Origin of the sequence: Halobacillus sp. B29 (genome assembly GCF_052246755.1) — a bacterium.
In the GTDB taxonomy this organism is placed as follows: Bacteria; Bacillota; Bacilli; order Bacillales; family Halobacillaceae; genus Halobacillus; species Halobacillus halophilus.
On sequence record NZ_JBQQCM010000005.1, the window covers coordinates 159,233 to 182,207 of the forward strand.

A 22,975-nucleotide genomic window follows, 5' to 3' on the forward strand; every position below is an offset into this window, starting at 1 on the left:
GGTTACACCTCACTTCCGGGTGAAAATGGATTGGCAATGTCGACATAACTATTTTCCGTGTATTGATTCAATAAGCGCATCCTCACAAGGGCTTTCATCCTTGAAGGTCTTGAAAAAATAATGGCTGCGTCCTCTACAGCATCTTCAGCTGTCAGAGTGTTCTCCTCTAACGATGCATATACTTCGCGCAGGACTCCTTCTACCGCTTCCCATAACACACCCTCTTCGATTCCTGATTGTCTGACTAAGGCGACAATGATTTCCCCAAGATGGTTATGCAGAACAGCATGCGAGAATATATCCAGAAGCTCTCCCCGTCGTTCTGTCAATACGTTCGTACTAGGGTCGATCGGCTGTTGAGAAAAGAAACGATTCAACCGCTCATTCATTATTCGAATACCTCCGTGGTCCCGAAGAATGACCCTTTGCGCCTGTCCATCTTTAAATACAACCACACAATTCTGAAGGTGAGCTTCCATACTAATCCCGTACTTTGTAATAAGCGTAACGATTCCAGGTAATAAAGCCCGAGCATATTCCTGAATAAAAGCTGCAGCTGACTCTGCAAGGCCTGCTTTCCCTTGACGCTTGACCAGTTCTTCGACGATTAAATCCCCCGTTATCGGAGATTCAGTTAACAAAGAAGCAGCAGGTACAGCTATTTCATCTTCAGCGAGCCTGTTCTCCGGGTTTTCACGAAGAATAGACGCTAAATTCTTCTGTAAAAAGTGACGTTCCTCTTCATTGACTGCCCCTTCCGGCTCGTAATGAATCCCTGAAGGTTCACTCATGATCGTTAAGGAACGAGCAAGCGCGGAATCGTTTACGAACACCTCTTGAAACAATCTCGATAAGATGGGTCCATTTTGAGTAGAAGCTGCGGAAACCGTACGGATCGCACTTGTCATTTGCACGTTCACAGCCGTTTTTATATGGTGATTCACCCGATTCTGATATGGAGCCAGAGTTCGGAAAGAAATAAGCGCAGCCATCTTAATCCCTGCATCTTCTAAAGGGATGATCCTCTTTCTTTCTAATGCTTCCTGGTAATAAACAGGAAGTGTATGACGAAACTGCCATGGATGAATAGGAATAATTTCATATTCTTCAGGATTGCAATCTCTCTCGGCACACATCTCCTCAAAAGACTTCTTCAACTCTGGATACTCTTCAAATAAAATCGACTTGACTGTCTGTCCCTCTTTAGTGGTCATCCTGCTATATTTATGATGAACCGCCAGCGGAATAACGCACGGCTTCCCTTCCCATTCCGGTGCATACCGGGTCATATCCTTTAAGGAAATCCCCAGTCGTGTACGGGAGCACGGGTGAATGGTATGACCCTGAATGACCCACTGCTCAAAGAAGGTTAAAGGACTGAATGATGTACTCTCCTGCTTTTTCTTAAGAGCATATGAAATAGCATCTGGGGCTTGTAACCCCCGTGCTTCTTCCGTTACAGCTAACGCACGGTGTTCAGCAATGGTTAGTGCAAGCCCATAATTCTCAACACTATTCCTGATCTCTTGATAAAAAGCTGATTGAGCCTCAGAAATCTCGTTGTCCTCAAATAGTACATCTAGACAATCTTCAGGTGAGTGGATAGTATGACTGTTACCTCTCTCATACACATACTGGACATGGCCTTCTATATCGAGATGCCCTAAACGGTACCTTCTGGAAACCTTTATACGCAGGTTCCCTCTCTTTCTCAATGGAATAGAGATCGTGGACAAATCATCGTCCCATTCATAGCGAACAATTCCTTCACGTATAATGGCTTGAATCAGCTGATGAAGAATAACTTTTTCAGCTGTTTCTGCATGAGCAGGGTAAGTTTCTCTAAATTGGGGATACTCGTTCTGTATGAAGGATGTTGCACGCATTGTTTCTTCCATATTTATTTCACCTCTATAAAGAATTGCCAGTAATAGTCGCTTTTTCAATTATATATGCTTTGCTAGACGATTTCTAAAGCTAGGATTGTAACTTGCTTGCCGCTTCAACTAGCATACGTTACACACCCTATTAATTATGATTGCAAGCTGTTGTTGGAATTCTAAAAATATTTTATAATTGATAATAGTTATCATTTCCAAGGTTTTTGGTGGAAAAATATAAAATGTGGGAGTCATAGTTATGAACACTGCATTTGAACAAATCAAAAACAATCATCGAATCTATATTGGCGAGTCATACGAAGATCAGGTCTCCTACAAGGTGGCTGATCTCATTCATGATAGAGAAAATATTCAGCAGCTCATCCAAATTCAAAAGCATCAATTAGGTGCTCCGAACATTGCCATTACAGGACTTCTTTTTGGAAAAATGTATTCAGTTATTACCATGGGATTATTTGAAATGATTGTAAGACATCATCTCATTCTCGATATGACACCCTCAAATGTTGGTATTGAACTGCAAGAAAAAAACAAGATGAATTATATCATTTCAGAAGACGCTGTTTATTCAACTCATGATCTTACCGATGAAAAGGTAAAGGAATTGATTCATACGTACCTTGTACAACATTTACAACCCTTATTTCAGCAGGTCGCTCAAACCACAGGTTGTAAATCAACTCATATGCGGTCTATTGTTTCTCATAACCTTCATCAAAAATACAGAGAATTTATTCAGAACCACCCCCAGCACGAGGAATACGCAGAAAAAGTTTTTCGCTGGTTTACTAAGGAAGTATGTTTTAGCAACAATATGAGGAACCCGCTTCACTTCGATTTTCGTTTTTATGAAGCAGACAATGGTAAGAAAACTTATGTTCGCAGGTATTGCTGTATGAAATATATGCTCCACGGAGCCAATAAAGCCAAATGCTGTCCCACGTGTCCACTTATTTCTGATGAAGAACGGGACGACCGGCTATAAGAAAAGGAACTTCCCGAGAGTGGAAGTTCCTTTTTAATAGTTTTGCTCATTTCATTTCTTCTTTTTCGCGAATAGCAGAGCCGCCCGAAGATACTGAATTTCCTAGCGGATTCATGCGCAGTAGTTTAGTAAATTCTTCAACTGCCAACGTTTCAATCATTTAGCATTTATTAGGTCTGCCCTATCTCCAATTGACCTTTGAATAATCGCCATATTAACTCACTTTGCACTTCACAGAAAAGCTCCCATTACTTGAAGACTCAGTTTCGAGATAACTCGGGTCCGTTGCAAACATTAGATGAGGGCGGCTACGGAAACAACTCGCTTTCCTACGACCCTACATGAAGTAGGGTCGATCGACGTTGCCACAGGACGTGGCGATCTTAGTCGATCCTCCTTTTAGCACAAGCCTCCTCAGTCGTTAACACTCCTTGTGGGGTCTCACCTAGCTCCTTCTCCCGCGGGAGTCTCGTCGTTTCCACCGCCACCCCAATGATATCTAGTGAACGGACCTTGCTATAGAAGACAGGAGCCAAGCTGTATCTGCCTCAAATGCTTCTATAACAGGGTTCCTACACGTAAACACACGTGAAAACCAGTGTGGATCTCGTTCATTGGAAAGCGATTATGGAAAGATTTTCGAGCTCCCCATAAACGCAAAGGGGCGGAAGGGAACGGCGAAGACTCCTGCGGGATGAACATGATCGGTGAGATCCCGGAAGGCGAAGCCTGAGGAAGCTCACCACATGCCCGCGGAAAGCGAGCGGTTCCCTGAAGCCCTTTCTCCACAAAATATCTCGAAATCGAGTCTTCAACAATTCGGCCCTATTCTTTAATAAGCTGCTTATGATAACAACAACATACAAGAAGATTATAAAAAAGCAAGGCCCGCTTCATAAGGGCCTTGCTTTTACTGTTATTCAATCGGCAGATAGAGAGAATATTTCGTTTTAGATCCTGTATAAGGGTGATAAACCTCAAAGCCAAAACCGTCTACAGGAGTATATCCCTTTTCCTTTATCCATTTATGCAGGTAAGGATAAGGGTCAAAATCGTGGACGGACGGGTCATATTCTATAACAGCATACGTGTGAGCCGGGATCGTTTTCGTAATCATATCTTGCGGGATCTTCTCATAGCTATCCACTTCTACAGCAGCAATCCAATAGAAAGACTCGGTGTCTTCATTCCAATTAGGAGGATCTACAAACATTCCTATGGAACAAGGACGGTTAATGCGGTTTTTGACTTCATGAAGCTTAGAAGTATGGAAACGCTCCATCAACCTGGGAATTTTAACATTCCTCTCGTCCATCATCGTCTGACAATACATACCGACTATCTTGAAGTTGGACTTTTTCACGACCTTAGGTTCTACAGCCGTTGAAATTTGTTCACTCATTCTATGAGCCACTCCTTTATGATTTTAGTCACTCTCCCTGACTACTTCCACACGAAAGATCGTATTCCTTGTTGAAATGTTGGATTCGATTTTATTCGTAGTATTTCGCTAAAATCTTTCCCAGACACAGGATACAGGAGTAGAAAAGCCTCATTGACTATCATAGTATAGGACCCTGGCATTTTATGACGAGTTTATTAAATTTTTATTGGAAACCAATAACTGCCTGAAGGATGGCTTTCTGAACATGCATACGGTTCTCAGCCTGCGTGAAGACTTTAGAGTGTTTCCCGTCGATTACCGGAGCCGTCACCTCCTCACCGCGATGAGCTGGAAGACAGTGAAGGAAGGTCACGTCAGTTTGTGCTTTACTTAAAAGCTTTTCGTTAACTTGATAGTCTTGAAAAGCCTTATAACGATCATCAAATTCTTCTTCCTGTCCCATACTTGTCCAAACATCTGTATAAATAACATCTGCATCTATGACAGCTTTCGAAGGCTCATTCACAAAGGTCACCGAACCGTTATGCTGATCAGCTATTTCCTTCGATTTTTCCACAATTTCCTGATCCGGTTCATAACCTTCCGGGGTAACGATGACAAATTCCATTCCCATCATTGCCGCTATGATCATGAGAGAATGGGCCACATTATTTCCATCTCCAATATAAACTAATTTAACCCCGCAGAGACGCCCTTTCTCCTCAAGAATGGTAAATACGTCGGCTAACGCCTGACAAGGGTGATAAATATCACAAAGGCCATTAATCACGGGAACAGATGCATGGTCCCCAAGCTCTTTAAGTTTTTCATGAGAGGTTGTTCGAAACATGATCGCATCTACATAGCCGGAAAGCACTTTAGCCGTGTCAGCAATCGTTTCCCCACGTCCGATTTGAATATCCCTTGAATTCAAATATAAAGCATGCCCCCCAAGCTGAACCATCCCTACCTCAAAAGAAACACGCGTACGGGTTGATGATTTTTCAAACACCATTGCCAGGGTTTTCCCAGCTAACGATTTGGAGTGCGGATTTTCTTTAAGGTATTGAGCCTGGGCAAGCAGATTAGAAATTTCCGATTGATTAAAATCAAGCCAGGTCAACACGTTCTTACCTACAAGCGATTCATTTGTAAACGTCATTTGTTCCATTAGATTCATCTTATCGCACTCCTTCTGTAATATTGCCGGGCAATGGGGTCGGCTCAGCATTCTTAATGGTTAAGGATTGTAAATAAGCTTCAAAAGTGGAGGGTTCACTGAATACCGTAATCCCATACTTTAACGCTTGAATCCTTTTCTCTTTAGCAGCAGGAGTTACTTGATCATTCACGTAAATGGCTGCCTCATCAGTTTGTATCCACTCTTCAAACGTTGGCTTATTAAGGTCTTCATAATCATTATCTGCATCTATAAAACAGGCCTCCGGGTGTAACTGAATATCAGGAAGGTGAGAAAAGACTTTAGCCAAAGCCTCTGCAACTGTACTTCCAAGACACATCCCTTCTCCTGTAGACTGCATATTTGCCCCCAGTTTATGGTCAATTTCAGGAAGAGCATGAGAAGAGAATAAAGGATATTTAACAGCAACATGCTTCCACGAAGGAGCAGGAACGGTGGCAAGGTCACATTCTGGATCTTCAATTAACAGGCGCACCGCCAGGTCAACCAGCGAAATGCCTGAAACTTTACTAATAATAGGAACGGTTCGGCTGGACCTTGGGTTTACTTCCAGTACATATACATTCTCTCCGCTCCATAAAAATTGAATGTTCATAATTCCTTTGTATTTGGAGTGGCGAACAATCTTCTCGCTATACTCTGATACAGCTTCCTTCACATAGGCAGGCAGTGAAGACGGAAAAACCGCCATACTGTCCCCAGAGTGTACCCCTGCCGGTTCAATGTGTTCCATAACTTCTGGAATGAAGATACGTTCCCCATCAGCAACTAAATCAACTTCTACCTCTTTTCCGGTCATAAACTGGTCGAGTACAATCGGATAATGACGAGCATCGGTTTCCTGAAGCGCTTGTTTAAGCTCCTTTTCATTCTTGACCTTAACCATACCTTGACCGCCGATTACATAGGATGGACGGCACAGAATAGGATAAGAATATTGACTGGCAGCTTCTAGAGCCTCGTTTTTTGTATGACAGGTACTCCCTTCAACATGAGGGATGTTCAATTCTTTTAAACTGGAGTAAAAACGGTCACGGTCCTCCAGTCCGTCCAGCATATCCGTACTGACTCCCGCCAGCGGAATGCCGGCCTCTTCCAGTTCTTCTGCCATATTGATCGCTGTCTGTCCCCCAAATTGGGTAAAAACGAGATCAATATCCTCGTGCTCCACAATAGATGCAATAACTTCTTTCTGGATGGGATCAAAGTAAAGCCGGTCGGCTGTTTCATAATCCGTACTGACTGTTTCGGGATTGTTGTTGATCATGACAGTAGTCCAACCAGCGGCCTGAAGGCTTTCGATAGCCTTAACAGCGCTATAATCAAACTCTACTCCCTGCCCGATACGGATGGGTCCGGAGCCAATAATCAACGCCTTTTTGCTTCCTTTCAAAGGCTCAATCTCATTGACACCTGCATACGTGCTGTAAACGTAATTCGTAGCTGCTTCGAATTCAGCTGCACAGGTATCAACCATTTTGAAAGCAGGGATAATTCCGTAGCTTTTTCTTAAATCTGCCAAGTTATTCTCCTCGCACCCTAGCAGGTCAGCTATGGATTGATCAGTAAAGCTGTACAGTTTGGCAAGCTTAAGAACACCTTCTGGAATAGACTCAATAGTATAACTGGCTAAAGTATTCTCCATCTCCACCAGGTTCTGTAGTACATTCAAGAAAAATAAATCTATATGAGTGCTTTTGTGTATGTTTTCAATACTTTCACCCTGACGGAGCAGCTCTAATATTGCGAAATAACGCAGGTCTGTAGGCAGGGTGAGATGTTTATCGAGATCAGTAAGAGCAGGAATCACTGTATCCAACGACTGAACCGCTTTTTGGAAGGCCCCTTCCAGCGTACGATCTATCGCCATGACTTCTCCCGTTGCTCTCATTTTAGTGCCAAGCTTCCGATCAGCTTCCGAGAACTTATCAAACGGCCACCTTGGAAATTTAACCACTGTATAATCCAGTGCTGGTTCAAAGCTCGCGTACGTATGACCGGTAAGTGGATTTTGCAGCTGATCCAGCGTGTACCCGAGCGCCACTTTCGTTGCAAGTTTGGCAATTGGATAGCCTGTAGCTTTAGATGCAAGTGCGGAGGAGCGGCTGACCCGGGGATTAACTTCAATCACATAGTATTTCTTACTGTAGGGATCTAATGCGAGCTGCACATTACATCCTCCAATTACATCTAAAGCTGAAACAATATCAAATGATGCCGTCCGAAGCATTTGATATTCTTGATCCGACAGCGTCTGAGAAGGAGCTGTGACAATCGAATCCCCCGTGTGAACGCCTACAGGATCAAAGTTCTCCATATTGCAAACGGAAATACAGGTTCCGTTCGTGTCTCTCATAATTTCATACTCGATTTCTTTGAATCCGGCAATGCTCTTTTCAATGATTACTTGATGAATGGGAGAAGCTTTCAACCCGTTATGAATCAGCTCTTCGAGTTCTGCCTCCGTCTCAGCAATTCCGCCCCCTCTGCCTCCGAGCGTATAAGCCGGACGACTGATGACTGGATATCCTACATGATCAGCAAATTGCTTCGCTTCCGATACAGATACGATCACCTCACTCTCAGGTACCGGTTGGTTGAGTTCGTTCATTAATTCTCGAAAGAGTTCGCGATCTTCTCCCTTTTGAATCGATTCCACACTGGTTCCGAGAAGTTCCACATTGTATTTCTTAAGGACCTCTGCTTTATCCAGCTCTACGGCTAGGTTCAGCGCGGTCTGCCCGCCAAGACTCGCCAACAGAGCTTCTGGTCTCTCTTTCTCAATAATCGAGGTAAGGCTTGGCACGGTTAATGGTTCACAATAAACGGTGTCTGCCACTGTGTGGTCTGTCATAATCGTGGCAGGATTGTTGTTAACAAGCACCACCTCATATCCTTCTTCACGAAGAGCAAGGCATCCCTGTGTGCCTGAATAGTCAAACTCTGCCGCCTGCCCTATTATGATAGGCCCGGATCCAACTACTAGTATTTTTTTAGACATGGACTTCCTCCCCCTTCTTGTTAGTTATGAGCGATATAAAGTGTTCAAATAACCACTCGGCATCAGCAGGTCCCGGATGGGCTTCTGGATGGAATTGCACCGAAAGGATCGGTTTTTGAGAATGCTCCAGTCCTTCAATGGAACCATCATTCACATTTAGGAAACGCTTAGATAACGGAGTAGATAGTAAGCTTTCTTCATCCACTACGTAATTATGATTTTGTGAAGACATAAAAACCTTTCCTGTTACGTCATCTTTAACCGGATGATTCGCGCCGCGGTGACCGAAGGACAATTTCTGAGTATCCGCTCCATAAGCAAGAGCAATTATTTGATGCCCCATACATATGCCAAAGGAAGGCAGAGCTTCAAGGAGGTTTTTAATATCTGAAAGATGTTCCTGTGCATCCTTTGGATCTCCCGGGCCATTCGAAAGAACAAGTCCATCAATGGATAAGCCCTGTAGTTGATGGGCTTTTGAAAAAGGTACCGTGGTAACTTTAATACCCCTGTTAAGAAATGAGGACATAATAGATTTTTTCCATCCAAAGTCTATTAATCCAATATGCACATCGCCTTCACCAAACTCCTCGATGTCTTTGTTTTCAGTTTGATAGATTTGACCAGTCTTTGGTTTTAGAAAATGAACTTCTGTTTTATTTGAAACGACTGCCTGTCTTGTGCCATCCTTTCTTATCGCCTTTGTAACTTCTCTAGTATCCACTTTTGTTATGAAAGGCACCTGGTTGGCATCTAAATAGTCGCTTAAGGAAATCGAAGCTTCGTGATGAGACGTCTGGTTTGCACAGTGAAACATAACTACACCACTCACCTGAATTCCCTTACTCTCCGAATATATATCGTTGATCCCGTAATTGCCGATTAAGGGGTAAGTAAAGACAACGATCTGATCTTTATAAGAAGGATCAGTCAATACTTCTTGATAACCCGTCATACCAGTAAAAAATACAATTTCGCCTTGTACGTCTTCTCCCCAAGTGCTGGAGACTTCTCCCTCGAACGATTGACCATTTTGTAAATGAAGATAACCTTGCATATTCTCACCCCATCATTATGAATAATTATAATATATGCTGTATTTTTATACAACAATGAGTTGAAAAAGACGGTGTTCCCCATTTGGGCTTCACCGCACTTTAACAAGTTAAGCGTTTTGTAAATCTTTAAACTGCTCTTGCAGCACCTTGCTGAGTATTTGTATAGCTGATGACATCTCATCATACGTTACATTTAGAGGCGGAAGCAGTCGTATAACTTGCGGGCCGGCTAGGACAGCAAGCATTCCTTCTTCTCTCAATGCATGAATGACCGGCATGGCTTCCTTCTGAAGCTCTATACCTATCATCATTCCCCTGCCTCTCACTTCTTTTACAACATTCAGTGGCTTCAAGGAGTTGGTAAGCTCCTCTTTCAAATAATGGCCTTTCTCTTCTACTTCACTTAAAAACGAATCGTTGAAGATCTTTTCCAGAGTGGCATTAACCGCTGCGGCAGCGAGTGGATTTCCTCCGAATGTTGTTCCATGGGAGCCTGCAGAGAAGGTTTCAGCAAGCTTTGCTTTACCCAACATAGCACCAACTGGAAATCCACTGCCAAGACCCTTAGCGGAAGAAACAATATCAGGATCCAAATTAAAATGCTGATAAGCAAATGGTTTACCTGTTCTTCCAATACCTGTCTGTACTTCATCGATGATAAGCAGAGCCCCAAGATCGCGGCACTTACTCTCAACAGCCTCAAGGAATTCAGCCGTACCCGGAACCACTCCACCTTCTCCCTGGATAACTTCTACCATGATCGCAGCTACCTGGTCATCTTCCAGCTGTTCCACAGCCTCTTTATCGTTATAAGGAAGATATTCAAAAGTAGGAAGCAGCGCGCCAAAACCTTTTTGAATTTTTTCCTGACCAGTCGCACTCATCGTGGCAAATGTTCTACCATGAAAAGACTGCTTAAATGTAATAATTTTTTCCTTACCGGTGTACTTACGAGCTATTTTAATAGCCGCTTCATTAGCTTCAGCTCCGCTGTTACAAAAGAAAACATGGTCGAGGTTGGTAGGTGCCACCAGCCGTTCAGCAGCTTCTTCCTGAGAAGGAAGCTGATAGAGGTTGGACACATGCCAGAGCTGATCCAGTTGTTTTTGTAAAGCGCTTTGCACTTCTTCAGGTCTGTGTCCAAGATTGCACACTGCAATACCTGAGACAAAATCTAAATAGTCCTTGCCTTGATCGTCTGTTACCGTCGTGCCTGATCCGGAAACCAATGTCAGTGGAAACCGGTTATACGTTGGGAATAGACTCATTCCGCTCTCTCCTTTACTGTCGCCCGGATCTTCGTGCCTTTCATACGATCTCCCTGAATTAAGGCATCTTCACCACTAACAATCATGACTTCTTGTAAATGTTCAGATAAAGCCGCCATGGCCGATTGCACTTTTGGAATCATTCCGCCATAAATACATCCACCGCTGATCAAGGATTCAATTTCTTCCGGGCTTGTTTCTTTTATTACTTCATCCTCACTAATGATACCTGGTACATCTGTAACAAATAACAGTTTTTCTGCTTGCATGGCTTTGGCAATCGCTGCTGCTGCAAGATCAGCGTTAATATTTACAGTCTGTCCGCTCTCTGTCTTTCCTAATGGAGCCACTACAGGAAGATACCCCGCCTGCATACAATGATAAAGAAGGTCCGTTTTCACTTCTTCCACTTGTCCAACAAAGCCTAAGTCATCCTGGTTTACGTAACTGGCGGTAAGTAAGGAAGCGTCGCAGCCTTTTAATCCAACAGGAAGGATATTCTGCCTGGCTAAAGCGGACGTAATCTGGGCGTTCACCTTTCCGCCAAGTACCATCTCCACCACTTCGAGGGTTTCCTTCGTCGTCTTTCTAAGACCTTCGTGAAATTCTCCTTCGATATCCATTCGTCCGAGTAAGGTGGTGATAGCTGGTCCCCCTCCATGAACGATTAAACAATGATAATGTTTGAGGAGTCCGTGAAAACTTTCATAAAACTCTTCTGTTAAGCGTTCGATCATACTTCCACCAAGCTTAATAACAATAACCGGCTTGTCGTTACGTACGGTAGCTTGCGTTGATTCTGACATAGTCATAGGTCAAGTCACACCCCCAGGCCGTGCCCTTGCCATCCCCTTCATTCAAATGGATCGCCAGCGTCACTTCTTCATTATCCAGATCCTCAACGGCCTGCTCTTCTGAAAAAGGACAAGGAGTGCCGTTACTAAATACGAGCTGCTCTTCAATATAAATATCACACGCATCTGCATCAACCTGAGCTTCGCTATGACCAATAGCTCCGACAATACGTCCCCAATTGGCGTCTAAACCATATACCGCTGTTTTCACCAGACTGGAGCCCACTACTTTTTTCGCAATAATACGTGCTTCTTTGTCTGAGTTCGCCCCAGAAACGTTTACTTCAATCAGCTTCGTAGCTCCCTCTCCGTCCTTAGCAATTTGTTTAGCTAAATCTTCACAGACAAGCTGAAGTCCGTACTGAAAACCATCCCAGTCTGGATGCTGTTCACTTAACGATTCATGATCTACATACCCATTAGCCATAGCAAGTACCATATCGTTGGTTGAGGTTTCCCCGTCTACGGTAATTTGGTTAAACGACCGCTCAATCGATTGACTGAGCGCTTTTTGCAGTAACTCAGGCTCAATCGTGGCATCAGTGGTAATAAAACCAAGCATGGTAGCCATATTAGGGTGAATCATCCCTGAACCTTTAGCTGCACCCCCGATGGTCACCGTTTTTCCTTCTACCTCCACTTGATAACAAGCTGTTTTCTCACATTTGTCGGTTGTAAGTATGGATCTTTGAAAATCTGATGCCCCATTCTTTGTTACTTCAACGGTTTCGCATCCGTAGGTTATTTTCTCCATAGGAAGTTGTTCTCCAATTACGCCGGTAGAAGCTACAGCTACATATTCTTCTGGAAAATGAAATCGTTCTGCGATCATTTTTCTCATTTCATATGCATTTTTCAAGCCTTCTTTGCCTGTACAGGCATTGGCTACGGCACTATTAATAACGAGCGCCTGAATCTTCCCTTCCTTTTCAATACTCTCTTGCGTCACTTTTAGTGGAGGTGCCTGAAAATGGCTCTGTGTGTAGACAGCTGCTGCAGAAGCAGGAGTATCACTGACCAATAATCCAAAATCTTTCTTCTTATAACGCAGCCCGCTGTGTATGCCGCCTGATTGGAACCCTCCTGGTGTCAGCAGTGTGCCGCTTTCTACTTTCTCAACCTTTTGATGCAAATTCGTAGTTTGGACCAAACCAACTCTCCCTTTCTTCTTTATGGGTAAACAGGTAAATCAGGAAGCCCTGTTTTTTCCTCATATTGAAATAATAGATTCATATTTTGTACAGCTTGACTGGCGGCACCCTTCATAAGATTATCAATGACAGCTACAATTGTTACCCGATTGGTTCTTGGATCGAGCGTGATCCCAATATCACAGTAATTTGAACCATACACATCTTTAGTACCCGGGAACTGCCCTTCCTTTCTGAACCTTACAAAAGGCTCCTCAGCGTAACAGCTCTCATAATAGCTCTTCAGTTCCTCAAGCGTCTGGTTCTCTTTTAAAGTTAAATAAATAGTGGCCATGATTCCTCTCGTCATGGGTACAAGATGAGTAGAGAAGGTAACTGGAACTGTTTCAGAACTCCATTCCGTCAGCTGTTGTTCAATTTCAGGTATATGCTGATGCTGATTTACTTTATAAATCTGAAAGTTTTCTTGTAGATGAGCAAAATGAGTAATGGCTCCGGGGTTCTTACCGGCACCTGATACTCCTGTTTTCGCATCAATAATGATCGAAGATGGATCAACTATTCCCTCCGATACAAGGGGACCCAGCCCTAGTAAAGCTGCTGTTGGAAAACAACCCGGATTCGCAATTAAATCAGCCGACTGTATGGCTTCTTTGTTCCATTCGGGAAGTCCGTAAGCAGATTTCTCCAGAATAGCGGATGATGCAGATTCCTTCTTATACCATTTCGTATAAGCGGAGCCATCTTTTAATCGTAAATCTCCGGATAAGTCGATGACTTTTGCCTTACCTCCAAGTAGTTCAGGAGTTAATCGTGTAGATACCCCTGCTGGCGTTGCTAAGAAAATAACGTCTAATTCTTCCTTCATTTCCTCAGGATTCAACTCTTCTAATCTATGATTTTGTTCCGTGCTCATTTGCGGATAAATGGAAGTGAATTCCTCTCCTGCATTAGAAGAAGAAAATAAGATTACTTGTCTAATGTGGGGATGTGAGTTAAGCAGGCGAAATAGTTCAACTCCGCCATAACCGGTAGCCCCTATGATTCCTGCTTTCAATTGAAAACCACCCTTATGTATATTTATGTTTAACTCTGTATATTTACAATATTATTAACCCTTATAAGGTATATGTCAATAGATTTATACGATATATTGTATATTTATCAAAATCTTAATCTTCGTTTATGACTATACAAAGGCAATACTTAACTTCAAAAATGCCTTGACGATGCATTGTGAATTCATCGCCCTGACTTTTATTTCATGTTCATAGTTTTGCATCTTTATGAACGCCTTAGCTTTTCTAATAAGACTTTCTCCTGCTCAGAATTTAACCCTGCATGATTCAAAGTTCCTCTATGGTTCCTGTACCACTCATACGTGTCACGGATGGTTTCTTCAACAGGACGAAAACGCAACCCCTTCTCAATTGCTCTTGTACAATCTATTCCGAAATCACCCTGGGTTGGTACCCAGAGCGGAAGCTCGATCCAAGGTTTAACGTTTTCTTTCAAAAGGAACGACTCCTCTGCCCATACAGGTCTGGCTTCAGGATTAAGTACTGTTTGACAACAATAGATGAGGCCTTCCATCGTCAGCTTTTCTCGCGGACCGTTAGTATTAAAAACTCCCGTTTCCTGATGTTCAATCATTTGGACAATCCACTTTGATAAATCACGTACATCAATGAACTGAATTTTTTTATCTTTTGGCTCCGGTACGATAAAAGCCTCCCCTGTTTCTACACGAACTGGCCAATACGTAAATCGGTCTGTCGGGTCGTCCGGCCCGACAATCAATCCCGGTCTGATAATGAGAGAACGGCTTTCACTCATTATTTCTTTCACAGCCATTTCACTATGGAACTTTAAAGGTCCATAATACTCATTGGCCGCCCTGCCTTTTACACCTTTAGTTGCACGGTCCAGTTCATTACCTGTTAAGGTAGATACTTCCCCGCTCTCATCAAGATGATCCTGGGCTGTGAGATGTTTGTAAACCGACATGCTGGATATGTAAGCATACAAATGAACCTGATCTTTTAATACCTCGGAGGATTGTTTAACTATTTCAGGCAAGTATCCACATGTATCGATAACTGCGTCCCAATGCTGGCCTTTTAACTTCTTTAAGTCATCCAGGTTTTCTCGATCACCAATTATTTTTTCTGTCTCTTTAAAGAATTCTGGATTGGTTTTGCCTCTATTAAATAAAGTAACTTCATGATTACGTTCTAATGCGCTTTCAACAATCGACTTACCAACAAATTGCGTTCCCCCGATAACTAACAGTTTCATAAAATGGACTCCCTTACTATTTAACTTTGTCACCTTAATAATTACTGCTGATATTTCACAAGAGGATTATTCCGCTAAAGGGCCGTTTAGTTGAAAACTCAGTTTCGAGATATTGGTTTGCCGTGAAGGTCCTGCGGGGGACGATTTCGCTTTCCGGGGTCTCACCGATTATGTTTATCCCACAGGAGTCTTCATCGTCCCTCTACGGACCTTACTAAATCAGAATCTCGAAACCACATTAAACATCACCTGCGTGATGAGGCCTTAGACCATGTGGTTTTCTACCTATTCTCAGGATGTAAAGACCCGCAATAGTCTGTCACAAAAGCATTTCTTAAAGATTAAGAAGGAGAACCTTTCTGTACTAGAAGGTCCATTCGCAGTATTATAGTTGGGTTGGTGGGGAAATGGCGAGACTCCCGTGGGAGAAGGATCTAGGTGAGACCCCACAAGGAGTGAAACGACTGAGGAGGCTCACCAGTTCCCCCACAGGAAAGCGAGTTATTTCCCCACCAACCCTTATCCATCTATCGTAACGGACCCATTTATCTCGAAACTGAGTCTTCAAGTAACGGGAGCTCTTCAAAAAGATCACTTTTTAATTATTGCAGATGATATTACTTTAATAATGATTCCATATTTTTTTATAAAATCCTTCATAAAATGAATTTATTCTAAAAAATTATAATATTAAACTGGTTAAGGTTAATCAAAAAAACACTCTTGAACAGCTGAGTTCAAGAGTGTTTAGGTTTATTATATATACCATTTAGACATTTCCAGTAAATGACTGGAAGATTCCATTATCGTCAAGTGAGTAAACTTCGCGTCCTGCTAAATGGTTGATAATCACTTTGTTGCGATGAACGGATAAGCCCAAATTGGTAGAACCAACGCCATGCGTATGGGAAATACCGCTGTGGACATAAATTTCATTTTCCGTATTTTTATTCAAAAGCATGCGATAATCAGAACTTACTTTATAACGTCCATGCTTGTCCCACTGAAGAAAGTCCTCGAGCTGATGAATAAAATCAGGAACATAAGGCTTATACCCTGTAGCAGCAATAACGACGTCTGTCTCATGCGTGAATTCCTCGTTTTTCTGCCAGTGCAGACAATCAAGCTCATAGCCGCCATTATCCTTTTCCCGAATACCTTTTACTTCACTGAGTACTCGAATACCAACGTCGAGCTCCTCTTGCCCAACAGAAAACTCATAGAGCAAATTATATATGTCATTAATTGTATGATTGCTTATCCCTTTATAATACAATCCCTGCTCAGCAAAGATTTCGTCTTTCTGATCCTGAGGAAGTTGGTAGAAGTAATTCACATAGTCCGGGGAAAAATGCTCTAAGCTGAGCTTTGACTCCTCCATGGATTCAAAGCCAGGGGAACGTGTGATCCAGTCCAACCGAAAGCCGCAGTCGCGCTGTTCCTTCAGTAATTCTCTGAAAGTTTCAGCTGCACTCTGTCCAGATCCAACTACCGTAATTGAGCCGGCCTTGCGACAGCGCTCCTGATTTGCTAGAAATTCAGACGTGTGGAACACATCTTCTGACGGAAGGTTTTGGAACGATTTCGGTAAAACGGGCACACTGCCGGTTCCAAGTACGAGATTTCTCGAACGATAAACTTCCTGTTCTCCCGTTTTAAGGTTGTTCACAGCTACTTCATAATATTCTTCATTTTCTTTCACATGACGAATGTTGGATACTCGTCTCCCAAATTTACAGCTGTCCAGCTGATGAGCAACCCATTGACAGTAATCATTGTACTCTCTTCTGGGAATATCCAAACGCTGCAGGAAATAAAACTGGTACATTCGATCATTTTTACTAATGTAGTTCAAAAAACTGTATTGGCTAGTAGGGTCTGCCATCGTTACCAGGTCGGCTATAAAAGGAACCTGCATCTTCGTCCCCTCAATCAACATCCCAGGATGCCAATCGAATTTATCATTTTGTTCAAAAAATAAGGGTTCTATGGTATCGATATCATCCAGTAAAGCCGCCAAGCTTAAATTGAATGGTCCAACGCCTACCCCGATTAAGTCATACATTTTCTCTGGTTGCTCCATCATCTCACTACTCCTTTTTCTGAAAAGACCTGCATTTCAGAAATCATTACATTACTTTTATGTTACCATAATCCCACCATAATATAATAGTTGTCTCCTAATGAGAGCTACGAAAAGAAGGAATGATTTCATGAATTCTGTAATACTGGAAGAAGTTCAGAATCGAAACGATTACATGTCTTATCTATTATTAGCAGATGAAAGCGAAGATATCATTAATGGATATATTAATGAAGGTGAACTGTATGTCATGCAGTTCGAGAATAAAGAAGTGGGTGTGGTTCTTTTCACTTTCCCGTCGATTGATACTGTAGAAATTAAAAATATAGCCATAACTGAAGAAGCAAGAGGACACGGGATCGGTATACAGGCTATTCAGCAGGCTGTACATATTTTTTCTAAAAGGCATTATGCACGGTTAATTGTAGGAACAGCGAATTCAAGTCTGGGCAACTTGGCCTTTTATCAAAAAGCGGGATTTCGATTTTATGAGATAAGAAGAGACTTTTTCCTCCATTATCCCTCTCCTGTTTTCGAAAACGGCATTCAGGCTCTCGATATGGTGGTGTTTGAAAGAACGCTCCAAATTTAATGGCTGAATCTAAAATAAACGAGGAAACAAAGAGTCCGTTACTATCAGGACTCTTTGTTTAAAGGCTTTTTATGGATTGGCGCTTAGGTTCTGCTAAACGTGACTTATGATGTTCTGTAAGAAGCTTATTGCACAATAGGGCCGGTTACTGTAAGACTCAGTTTCGAGATACCTTTGGTCCGTTACTTAATATAGAGGAGGGATGGCTGCGGAAACAACTCGCTTTTCTGCGGCCCTACACGAAGTAGGGTCGATCGACGTTGCCACAGGACGTGGCGATCTTAGTCGATCCTCCTTTTACCATAAGTCTCCTCGCTCGTTTCACTCCCTGTGGGGTCTCGCCTAGCTCCTTCTCCCGCGGGAGTCTCGTCGTTTCCTTCGCCACCCAGCCAGGAGGGGATAAAACGGCCCCTTCTATTAGAGAAGGTAACGTCCTCTAGTAACCATAAATGCTTATATAGCGGGGTTTATACCCTTGAATTCACTAGAAATTTAGCGTTGACCTTAGGTTAATGATCTTTATTTAGCAGACATCTTCGTAGAGGATTTCGAACTCCCTATTTCGCAAGGTCCGGAGGGGGACGATGAAGACTCCTGTGGGATGAACATGATCGGTGAGACCCCGGAAAGCGTATGCTTGAGGAGGCTCAGCACATGCCCACGGAAAGCGAAATCGTCCCCCGGAGGACCTTCCTCATAACCCAATATCTCGAAATCAAGTCTTCAAGTAACGGGAGGTTATCTTTAATAATTCACACGGAGATCTAACGAATTATATAAGTTAATAAAATCCAAACTTTGGTGCATGCTATCTATAAACTTTTAAAGGAGCGTGCGCTATGAACCAGGGAAATGAGCAGGGACCAAGTCAAAATCCCAATAAAGAATCTAACTCCCCGCCCCTACTTCCTCCTTTAGAAGACAGTTTAACCCACATTGAAACCGTACTTGGAAAAAGTACGGATCTTGTAATCAGACGATTTGCTATCTACAAGACTCACTGTGCTGCTCTTTATATAGATGGTCTTGTCGATAAGAATACGGTTCAGAATTTCATCATGGAAGCACTTATGCTTGAGATGCCGCACAAACGTGTTTCCGTGAAGGAACTTTACGATACGATTAAACACGCTTCCCTTCCTATAGGTGAAGTAACTGAATTCACCGATTATGAAGCACTTTTTAAGCGATTATTATCAGGCGAAACCATCCTTCTTATAGATAAAGAGAAAAAAGCATTAGCCGCCAGCACCCGGGGCTGGAGAGACCGCGGGGTACAGGAAAGCACTTCGGAAAGTGTCATCCGAGGTCCTAAAGAGGCGTTCACAGAAACGTTAAGGACGAATACAGCCTTGTTACGACGTAAAATAAAAGATCCTAAGCTTCGAATTGAAAGTAAAGCGATTGGTGAAGTGACTAGAACGGACGTAGCTGTCGTCTACTTGCAGGATATAGCTGAAGACAACATTGTGCAGGAAGTTCACCGCCGACTTGATAAAATCGATATCGATGGGGTTCTGGAGAGCGGCTACATTGAAGAATATATTCAAGATGCTCAGTATTCCCCTTTTCCCACCGTTTATTATTCTGAAAAACCTGATGCAATTGCCGGTGGATTACTAGAAGGACGGGTCGCGATCGTTACCGATGGGACACCGGATGTTCTCTTAGTTCCTGCTTTGTTTGTCAACTTTTTTCAATCAAGTGAAGATTATTATCAGAGAGCGGATATAAGTACGTTCCTGCGAATACTGAGGCTGGTCTGTTTTAATATTGCTCTGTTTATGCCTGCTTTATATATCGCTTTTACTACTTTTCATCAGGAAATGATTCCAGCACCTTTACTGATCAGTCTGGCCGCCCAGCGGGAGGGTGTCCCTTTTCCGGCTTTTGTAGAAGCCATGCTCATGGAGCTTACGTTTGAAATCCTGCGGGAAGCCGGAGTCCGTTTGCCGAAACCGGTAGGATCGGCTGTATCCATTGTTGGTGCCCTCGTACTTGGGCAGTCCGCTGTACAGGCAGGTTTGGTTTCTCCGGCGATGGTTATAGTGGTAGCTCTTACAGCCATTTCAAGTTTTGTTTTTCCTGCTTATAACATAGCGATTCCTATACGTATGCTTCGCTTTCTATTTATGATCCTTGCTGCAACGTTTGGATTGTACGGCATTATCCTCGGTCTGATTGCTATGGTCCTGCATTTATGCAGCCTAAAATCCTTTGGCGTTGCATACATGTCACCGTTTGCACCAATTAAGCCGAAAGAGCAGAAAGATGTATTAATCCGCTTTCCCCACTGGGGGCTGTTTTCCCGCCCAAGTTCTCTAACTAAGAAGAATGAAAAACGGACCAATCCATCTTCCAAGGAGAGTTGAGGATGAACACATACCATTTTCCCTTTAGAAAACTCTTGCTAATATTTATCTGCCTCCTCCTGTTAACCGGCTGCTGGAACAGCCGGGAGCTGGATGAGCTTGGCATTGTTGTTACGTTAGGGATTGATAAAACAGAAGAAGGCGAATATATTCTGGCGGTTCAGGTGATCAACCCTTCAGAGATTGCTACGGACGCTCCGACTTCACGACCTCCTGTTTCCACTTATACAACAACCGGCCGTACGCTTATGGAGGCGTTCCGCAGGCTTACGGCAAAAACCCCCAGGACTACCTACTTATCTCAGCTTCGCTTAGTTGTACTTGGAAAAGCTGTTGCTGAAGAGGGAGTAATGCCGGTTCTTGACTTACTCTACCGTGACCATGAATTCAGAACTTCTTTTTACATGACCGTAGCGAAGAATGCCAGGGTTGAAAGCATGCTCAGTATCGTTACACCTTATGAAAAAATCCCAGCCAATAAAATCATGGGTTCCATAGAAAATGTAGAACGTCATTGGGCTGCAACAAAAGGGGTTTCCATTGATAAGGTTATCGCAAGCATTAGAAATCCGGGAGAAGACCCCGTGATGAGTGGCATCCTCCTTTTAGGAGAAGAAGATATAGGGACAAACATGGGTAACGTGGAAAATGTCGATGCTCCTACAAAATTAGAAATCGATGAAATTGGCGTTTTTAAAGGAGATAAACTCGTAGGATGGCTAAACGAAGAGGAAAGCCAGGGGCTTAACTATGCGACCGGAAATGTACACTCTACAGTTATTACACACCCTTGTGACGATGAAGGATCGCTGAGCGTGGAACTGCTTCGAACAAGCGGAGCGATGAAAGGAAAAATTAAAAATGATCAGCCTGTTATTGATATAAAGATCGAAGCAGAAGGTAATGTAGGGGAAGTTGATTGTAAAGTTGACTTAAGTAAGCCTGAAGCATTAGAAAAAGTGAACAAACAAGCGGAGAAATCAATTAAAGAAAGCATTCAAGCCACCTTGGCTAAGGTTCAGAAGGAATATGGAAGCGATGTCTTTGGGTTCGGAGGAGTTATCCATCGCGATCAGCCTGAGTATTGGAAAAAAGTTGAGAAGGAATGGTCTTCCTATTATCAGGATGTTGAAGTCAATGTTGAAGCCAATGTGAAGATTAGAAGAAAAGGTAATTCAACACAGCCAATCAACAAAGAAAGTTAGGTGATAAAGATGTGGGCAACTATAGCCGTCTTAGCCGTTTCCACTCTGATTTTTTTCTTAGAGTTCCCGCGATTGAAGCGAAAAAAAAAGACGAAGGAAATCTGGTGGTTTTCCACTCTGCTGCTCATCGCTACGACGTTTAGTGTCCTGGAAAGCAGAAATGTGCAGCTGCCGAATCCATTGGATTACATTCAAGCCTTTTATACAACTATACATTCTTGGATTGGTTTATAGGAAGGAGCCAGAACACGCATGGATAATCAGACCATAAGCGCCAGGCAGTATATGTTCCTTGTCATTTTCTTTATTATTGGCAGTTCGATCCTGATCGTCCCTACCCCCCTCGCCGCCCAGGGAAAACAGGACGCTTGGATGTCGGTCATTCTCTCCATCCTAGTTGGGGTCATACTCGTCATGTTTTTAAATAAAATTGGAAGTTTGTCCTCCGGGAAAACATTTGTCCAAGCGGCTATTTTCGTATTTGGAAACTGGGCAGGACGCTTATTCTGTATATTTTATTTAAGCTTCTTATATATTTTAGCTTCTCTTGTTCTCAGAAATATTGGAGATTTCATGACCACTCAGATTATTCCAGAAACACCCTTACAATTTACTCATACTTTATTTCTGCTCGTAATCATTGCCGGAACCTATCTAGGTATTGAATCGATTGCCCGCTCATCTGAAATTTTTATGCCCTGGATGATTATCCTGCTCATTTTTCTAACTATATCCATGATGCCTCAAATTAATATGGATCAATTAAAACCTATGTTTGGTAATGGAGTTCTTCCAATAATCAACAGCTCTTCTGTAGTTATTGGCACTCCGCTGCTTGAGATGATAGCGCTATTAATGATTTTCCCTTATGTAAAAGAGGAAAAAAAAGCCAAGCGGGCCTGGATACTGGGAACTATTATCGGAGGAGGGGTCCTATTCCTTATCACCACTTTGTGCCTCCTGGTTCTTGGTAGTGATTTGACAGCTTTAAACGCTTATCCTACTTATCGAATTGCGCAAAAGATTAACATTGCTGGTTTCCTTGAGGGGTTAGAGATTATCATCGCGATCATTTGGATGCTTACCATATTCTTCAAACTAATCATCCTTTACTACGCTACTTCCGTGGGAATCGCCCAGTTCTTAACCTTGAAAGATCACCGCCCATTATTACTGCCCTTAGGAATGGGAATGGTTGTCCTCTCCATTATTGCTTATCCGGATGTAGCTTATTTCGAGACTTTCGTAGGGGAAGTATGGCTGTCTTATTCCCTTACCCATGGATTAATTCTGCCTGCGATTCTCTTGATAGGTCTGCTGATTAAAAAGAGAATGAGTGGAAGTTAAAAAGCACACCAATGACTGTCTCTGTTGGTGTGTTTTTGCGTTTAGATCATCCGCCTCCCTCACATTGAACACCTTTAATTTTCCAGCTGACTCATTGCTCTCCACGGCCAGTAGCAGAGGGATTCCCTGATCCCCCCATTCTAATAAAAACGTACATACCATTTTTGTGGAGGAGAGGGCCAACGTCCCATGAATTTCTTCTTTCCTGAGTCGATTAATAGAACATTCCCCATAGTAGCAGTTACAGCAGATGTGTATTCGCAGCGCTCAATCGA

The 22,975-nt window shown here is 42.8% G+C and carries 17 protein-coding genes; 6 read left to right on the plus strand and 11 right to left on the minus strand.

The window, feature by feature from the left end; translation table 11 throughout:
- Positions 1–2: 2 nt before the first annotated feature.
- On the minus strand, positions 3–1,898 hold the full coding sequence (locus tag ACTWP7_RS08645; protein WP_443122838.1) for an IucA/IucC family protein: 1,896 nt from the start codon (positions 1,896–1,898) through the stop codon (positions 3–5).
- A gap of 241 nt (positions 1,899–2,139) precedes the next feature.
- Between ACTWP7_RS08645 and ACTWP7_RS08650 the strand changes: the two genes are divergently transcribed.
- Positions 2,140–2,886, plus strand: a complete 747-nt coding sequence (locus ACTWP7_RS08650; RefSeq protein ID WP_443122839.1) for an IucA/IucC family C-terminal-domain containing protein — start codon at positions 2,140–2,142, stop codon at positions 2,884–2,886.
- A gap of 916 nt (positions 2,887–3,802) precedes the next feature.
- On the opposite strand, the gene ACTWP7_RS08655 is transcribed toward ACTWP7_RS08650, so the two are convergent.
- The 10 genes from ACTWP7_RS08655 to ACTWP7_RS08700 all read right to left on the minus strand — a co-directional run bounded on the left by ACTWP7_RS08655 (position 3,803) and on the right by ACTWP7_RS08700 (position 17,187).
- Positions 3,803–4,288 (minus strand): GyrI-like domain-containing protein, encoded by a 486-nt coding sequence (locus tag ACTWP7_RS08655; RefSeq protein WP_443122840.1) that lies wholly within the window; start codon positions 4,286–4,288, stop codon positions 3,803–3,805.
- 205 nt (positions 4,289–4,493) lie between these two features.
- On the minus strand, positions 4,494–5,450 hold the full coding sequence (gene argF / locus ACTWP7_RS08660) for an ornithine carbamoyltransferase (RefSeq protein WP_443122841.1): 957 nt from the start codon (positions 5,448–5,450) through the stop codon (positions 4,494–4,496).
- Between the two features lies 1 nt (position 5,451).
- Positions 5,452–8,472, minus strand: a complete 3,021-nt coding sequence (gene carB, locus ACTWP7_RS08665; protein ID WP_443122842.1) for a carbamoyl-phosphate synthase (glutamine-hydrolyzing) large subunit — start codon at positions 8,470–8,472, stop codon at positions 5,452–5,454.
- Complete coding sequence (locus ACTWP7_RS08670; RefSeq protein WP_443122843.1) at positions 8,465–9,529, minus strand: carbamoyl phosphate synthase small subunit; 1,065 nt, start codon at positions 9,527–9,529, stop codon at positions 8,465–8,467. Before ACTWP7_RS08670 ends, carB begins: the two co-directional genes overlap by 8 nt.
- 108 nt (positions 9,530–9,637) lie before the next feature.
- Positions 9,638–10,798, minus strand: a complete 1,161-nt coding sequence (locus ACTWP7_RS08675) for an acetylornithine transaminase (protein WP_443122844.1) — start codon at positions 10,796–10,798, stop codon at positions 9,638–9,640.
- Positions 10,795–11,604 (minus strand): acetylglutamate kinase, encoded by an 810-nt coding sequence (gene argB, locus ACTWP7_RS08680; RefSeq protein WP_443122845.1) that lies wholly within the window; start codon positions 11,602–11,604, stop codon positions 10,795–10,797. The genes ACTWP7_RS08675 and argB overlap by 4 nt, the downstream gene beginning before the upstream one ends.
- Complete coding sequence (gene argJ / locus ACTWP7_RS08685) at positions 11,573–12,802, minus strand: bifunctional ornithine acetyltransferase/N-acetylglutamate synthase (protein ID WP_443122846.1); 1,230 nt, start codon at positions 12,800–12,802, stop codon at positions 11,573–11,575. The genes argB and argJ overlap by 32 nt, the downstream gene beginning before the upstream one ends.
- Positions 12,803–12,822: 20 nt before the next feature.
- Positions 12,823–13,860 (minus strand): N-acetyl-gamma-glutamyl-phosphate reductase, encoded by a 1,038-nt coding sequence (argC, locus tag ACTWP7_RS08690; RefSeq protein WP_443122847.1) that lies wholly within the window; start codon positions 13,858–13,860, stop codon positions 12,823–12,825.
- Between the two features lie 227 nt (positions 13,861–14,087).
- Positions 14,088–15,101 carry an NAD-dependent epimerase/dehydratase family protein gene (locus ACTWP7_RS08695; protein ID WP_443122848.1) on the minus strand — a complete coding sequence of 338 codons (1,014 nt, stop codon included), beginning with the start codon at positions 15,099–15,101 and terminating at the stop codon, positions 14,088–14,090.
- Positions 15,102–15,870: 769 nt separating this feature from the next.
- Positions 15,871–17,187, minus strand: a complete 1,317-nt coding sequence (locus ACTWP7_RS08700; RefSeq protein ID WP_443122849.1) for a lysine N(6)-hydroxylase/L-ornithine N(5)-oxygenase family protein — start codon at positions 17,185–17,187, stop codon at positions 15,871–15,873.
- Between the two features lie 127 nt (positions 17,188–17,314).
- On the opposite strand from ACTWP7_RS08700, the gene ACTWP7_RS08705 reads away from it, so the two are divergent.
- From ACTWP7_RS08705 to ACTWP7_RS08725, 5 genes are all read left to right on the plus strand, one after another.
- A complete protein-coding gene (locus ACTWP7_RS08705; RefSeq protein ID WP_443122850.1) occupies positions 17,315–17,776 on the plus strand; it encodes a GNAT family N-acetyltransferase in 462 nt (153 codons plus the stop codon).
- A gap of 839 nt (positions 17,777–18,615) precedes the next feature.
- Positions 18,616–20,148: a spore germination protein gene (locus ACTWP7_RS08710; protein ID WP_443122851.1), complete on the plus strand. Its 1,533-nt coding sequence runs from the start codon at positions 18,616–18,618 to the stop codon at positions 20,146–20,148.
- Between the two features lie 2 nt (positions 20,149–20,150).
- Positions 20,151–21,353 (plus strand): Ger(x)C family spore germination protein, encoded by a 1,203-nt coding sequence (locus tag ACTWP7_RS08715; RefSeq protein WP_443122852.1) that lies wholly within the window; start codon positions 20,151–20,153, stop codon positions 21,351–21,353.
- A 9-nt stretch (positions 21,354–21,362) separates the two neighbouring features.
- The gene (locus tag ACTWP7_RS08720; RefSeq protein ID WP_041601461.1) at positions 21,363–21,587 is read left to right on the plus strand and encodes a hypothetical protein; all 225 of its coding nucleotides are present in this window, start codon (positions 21,363–21,365) and stop codon (positions 21,585–21,587) included.
- A gap of 18 nt (positions 21,588–21,605) precedes the next feature.
- The gene (locus tag ACTWP7_RS08725) at positions 21,606–22,700 is read left to right on the plus strand and encodes a GerAB/ArcD/ProY family transporter (protein ID WP_443122853.1); all 1,095 of its coding nucleotides are present in this window, start codon (positions 21,606–21,608) and stop codon (positions 22,698–22,700) included.
- Positions 22,701–22,975: the final 275 nt, after the last annotated feature.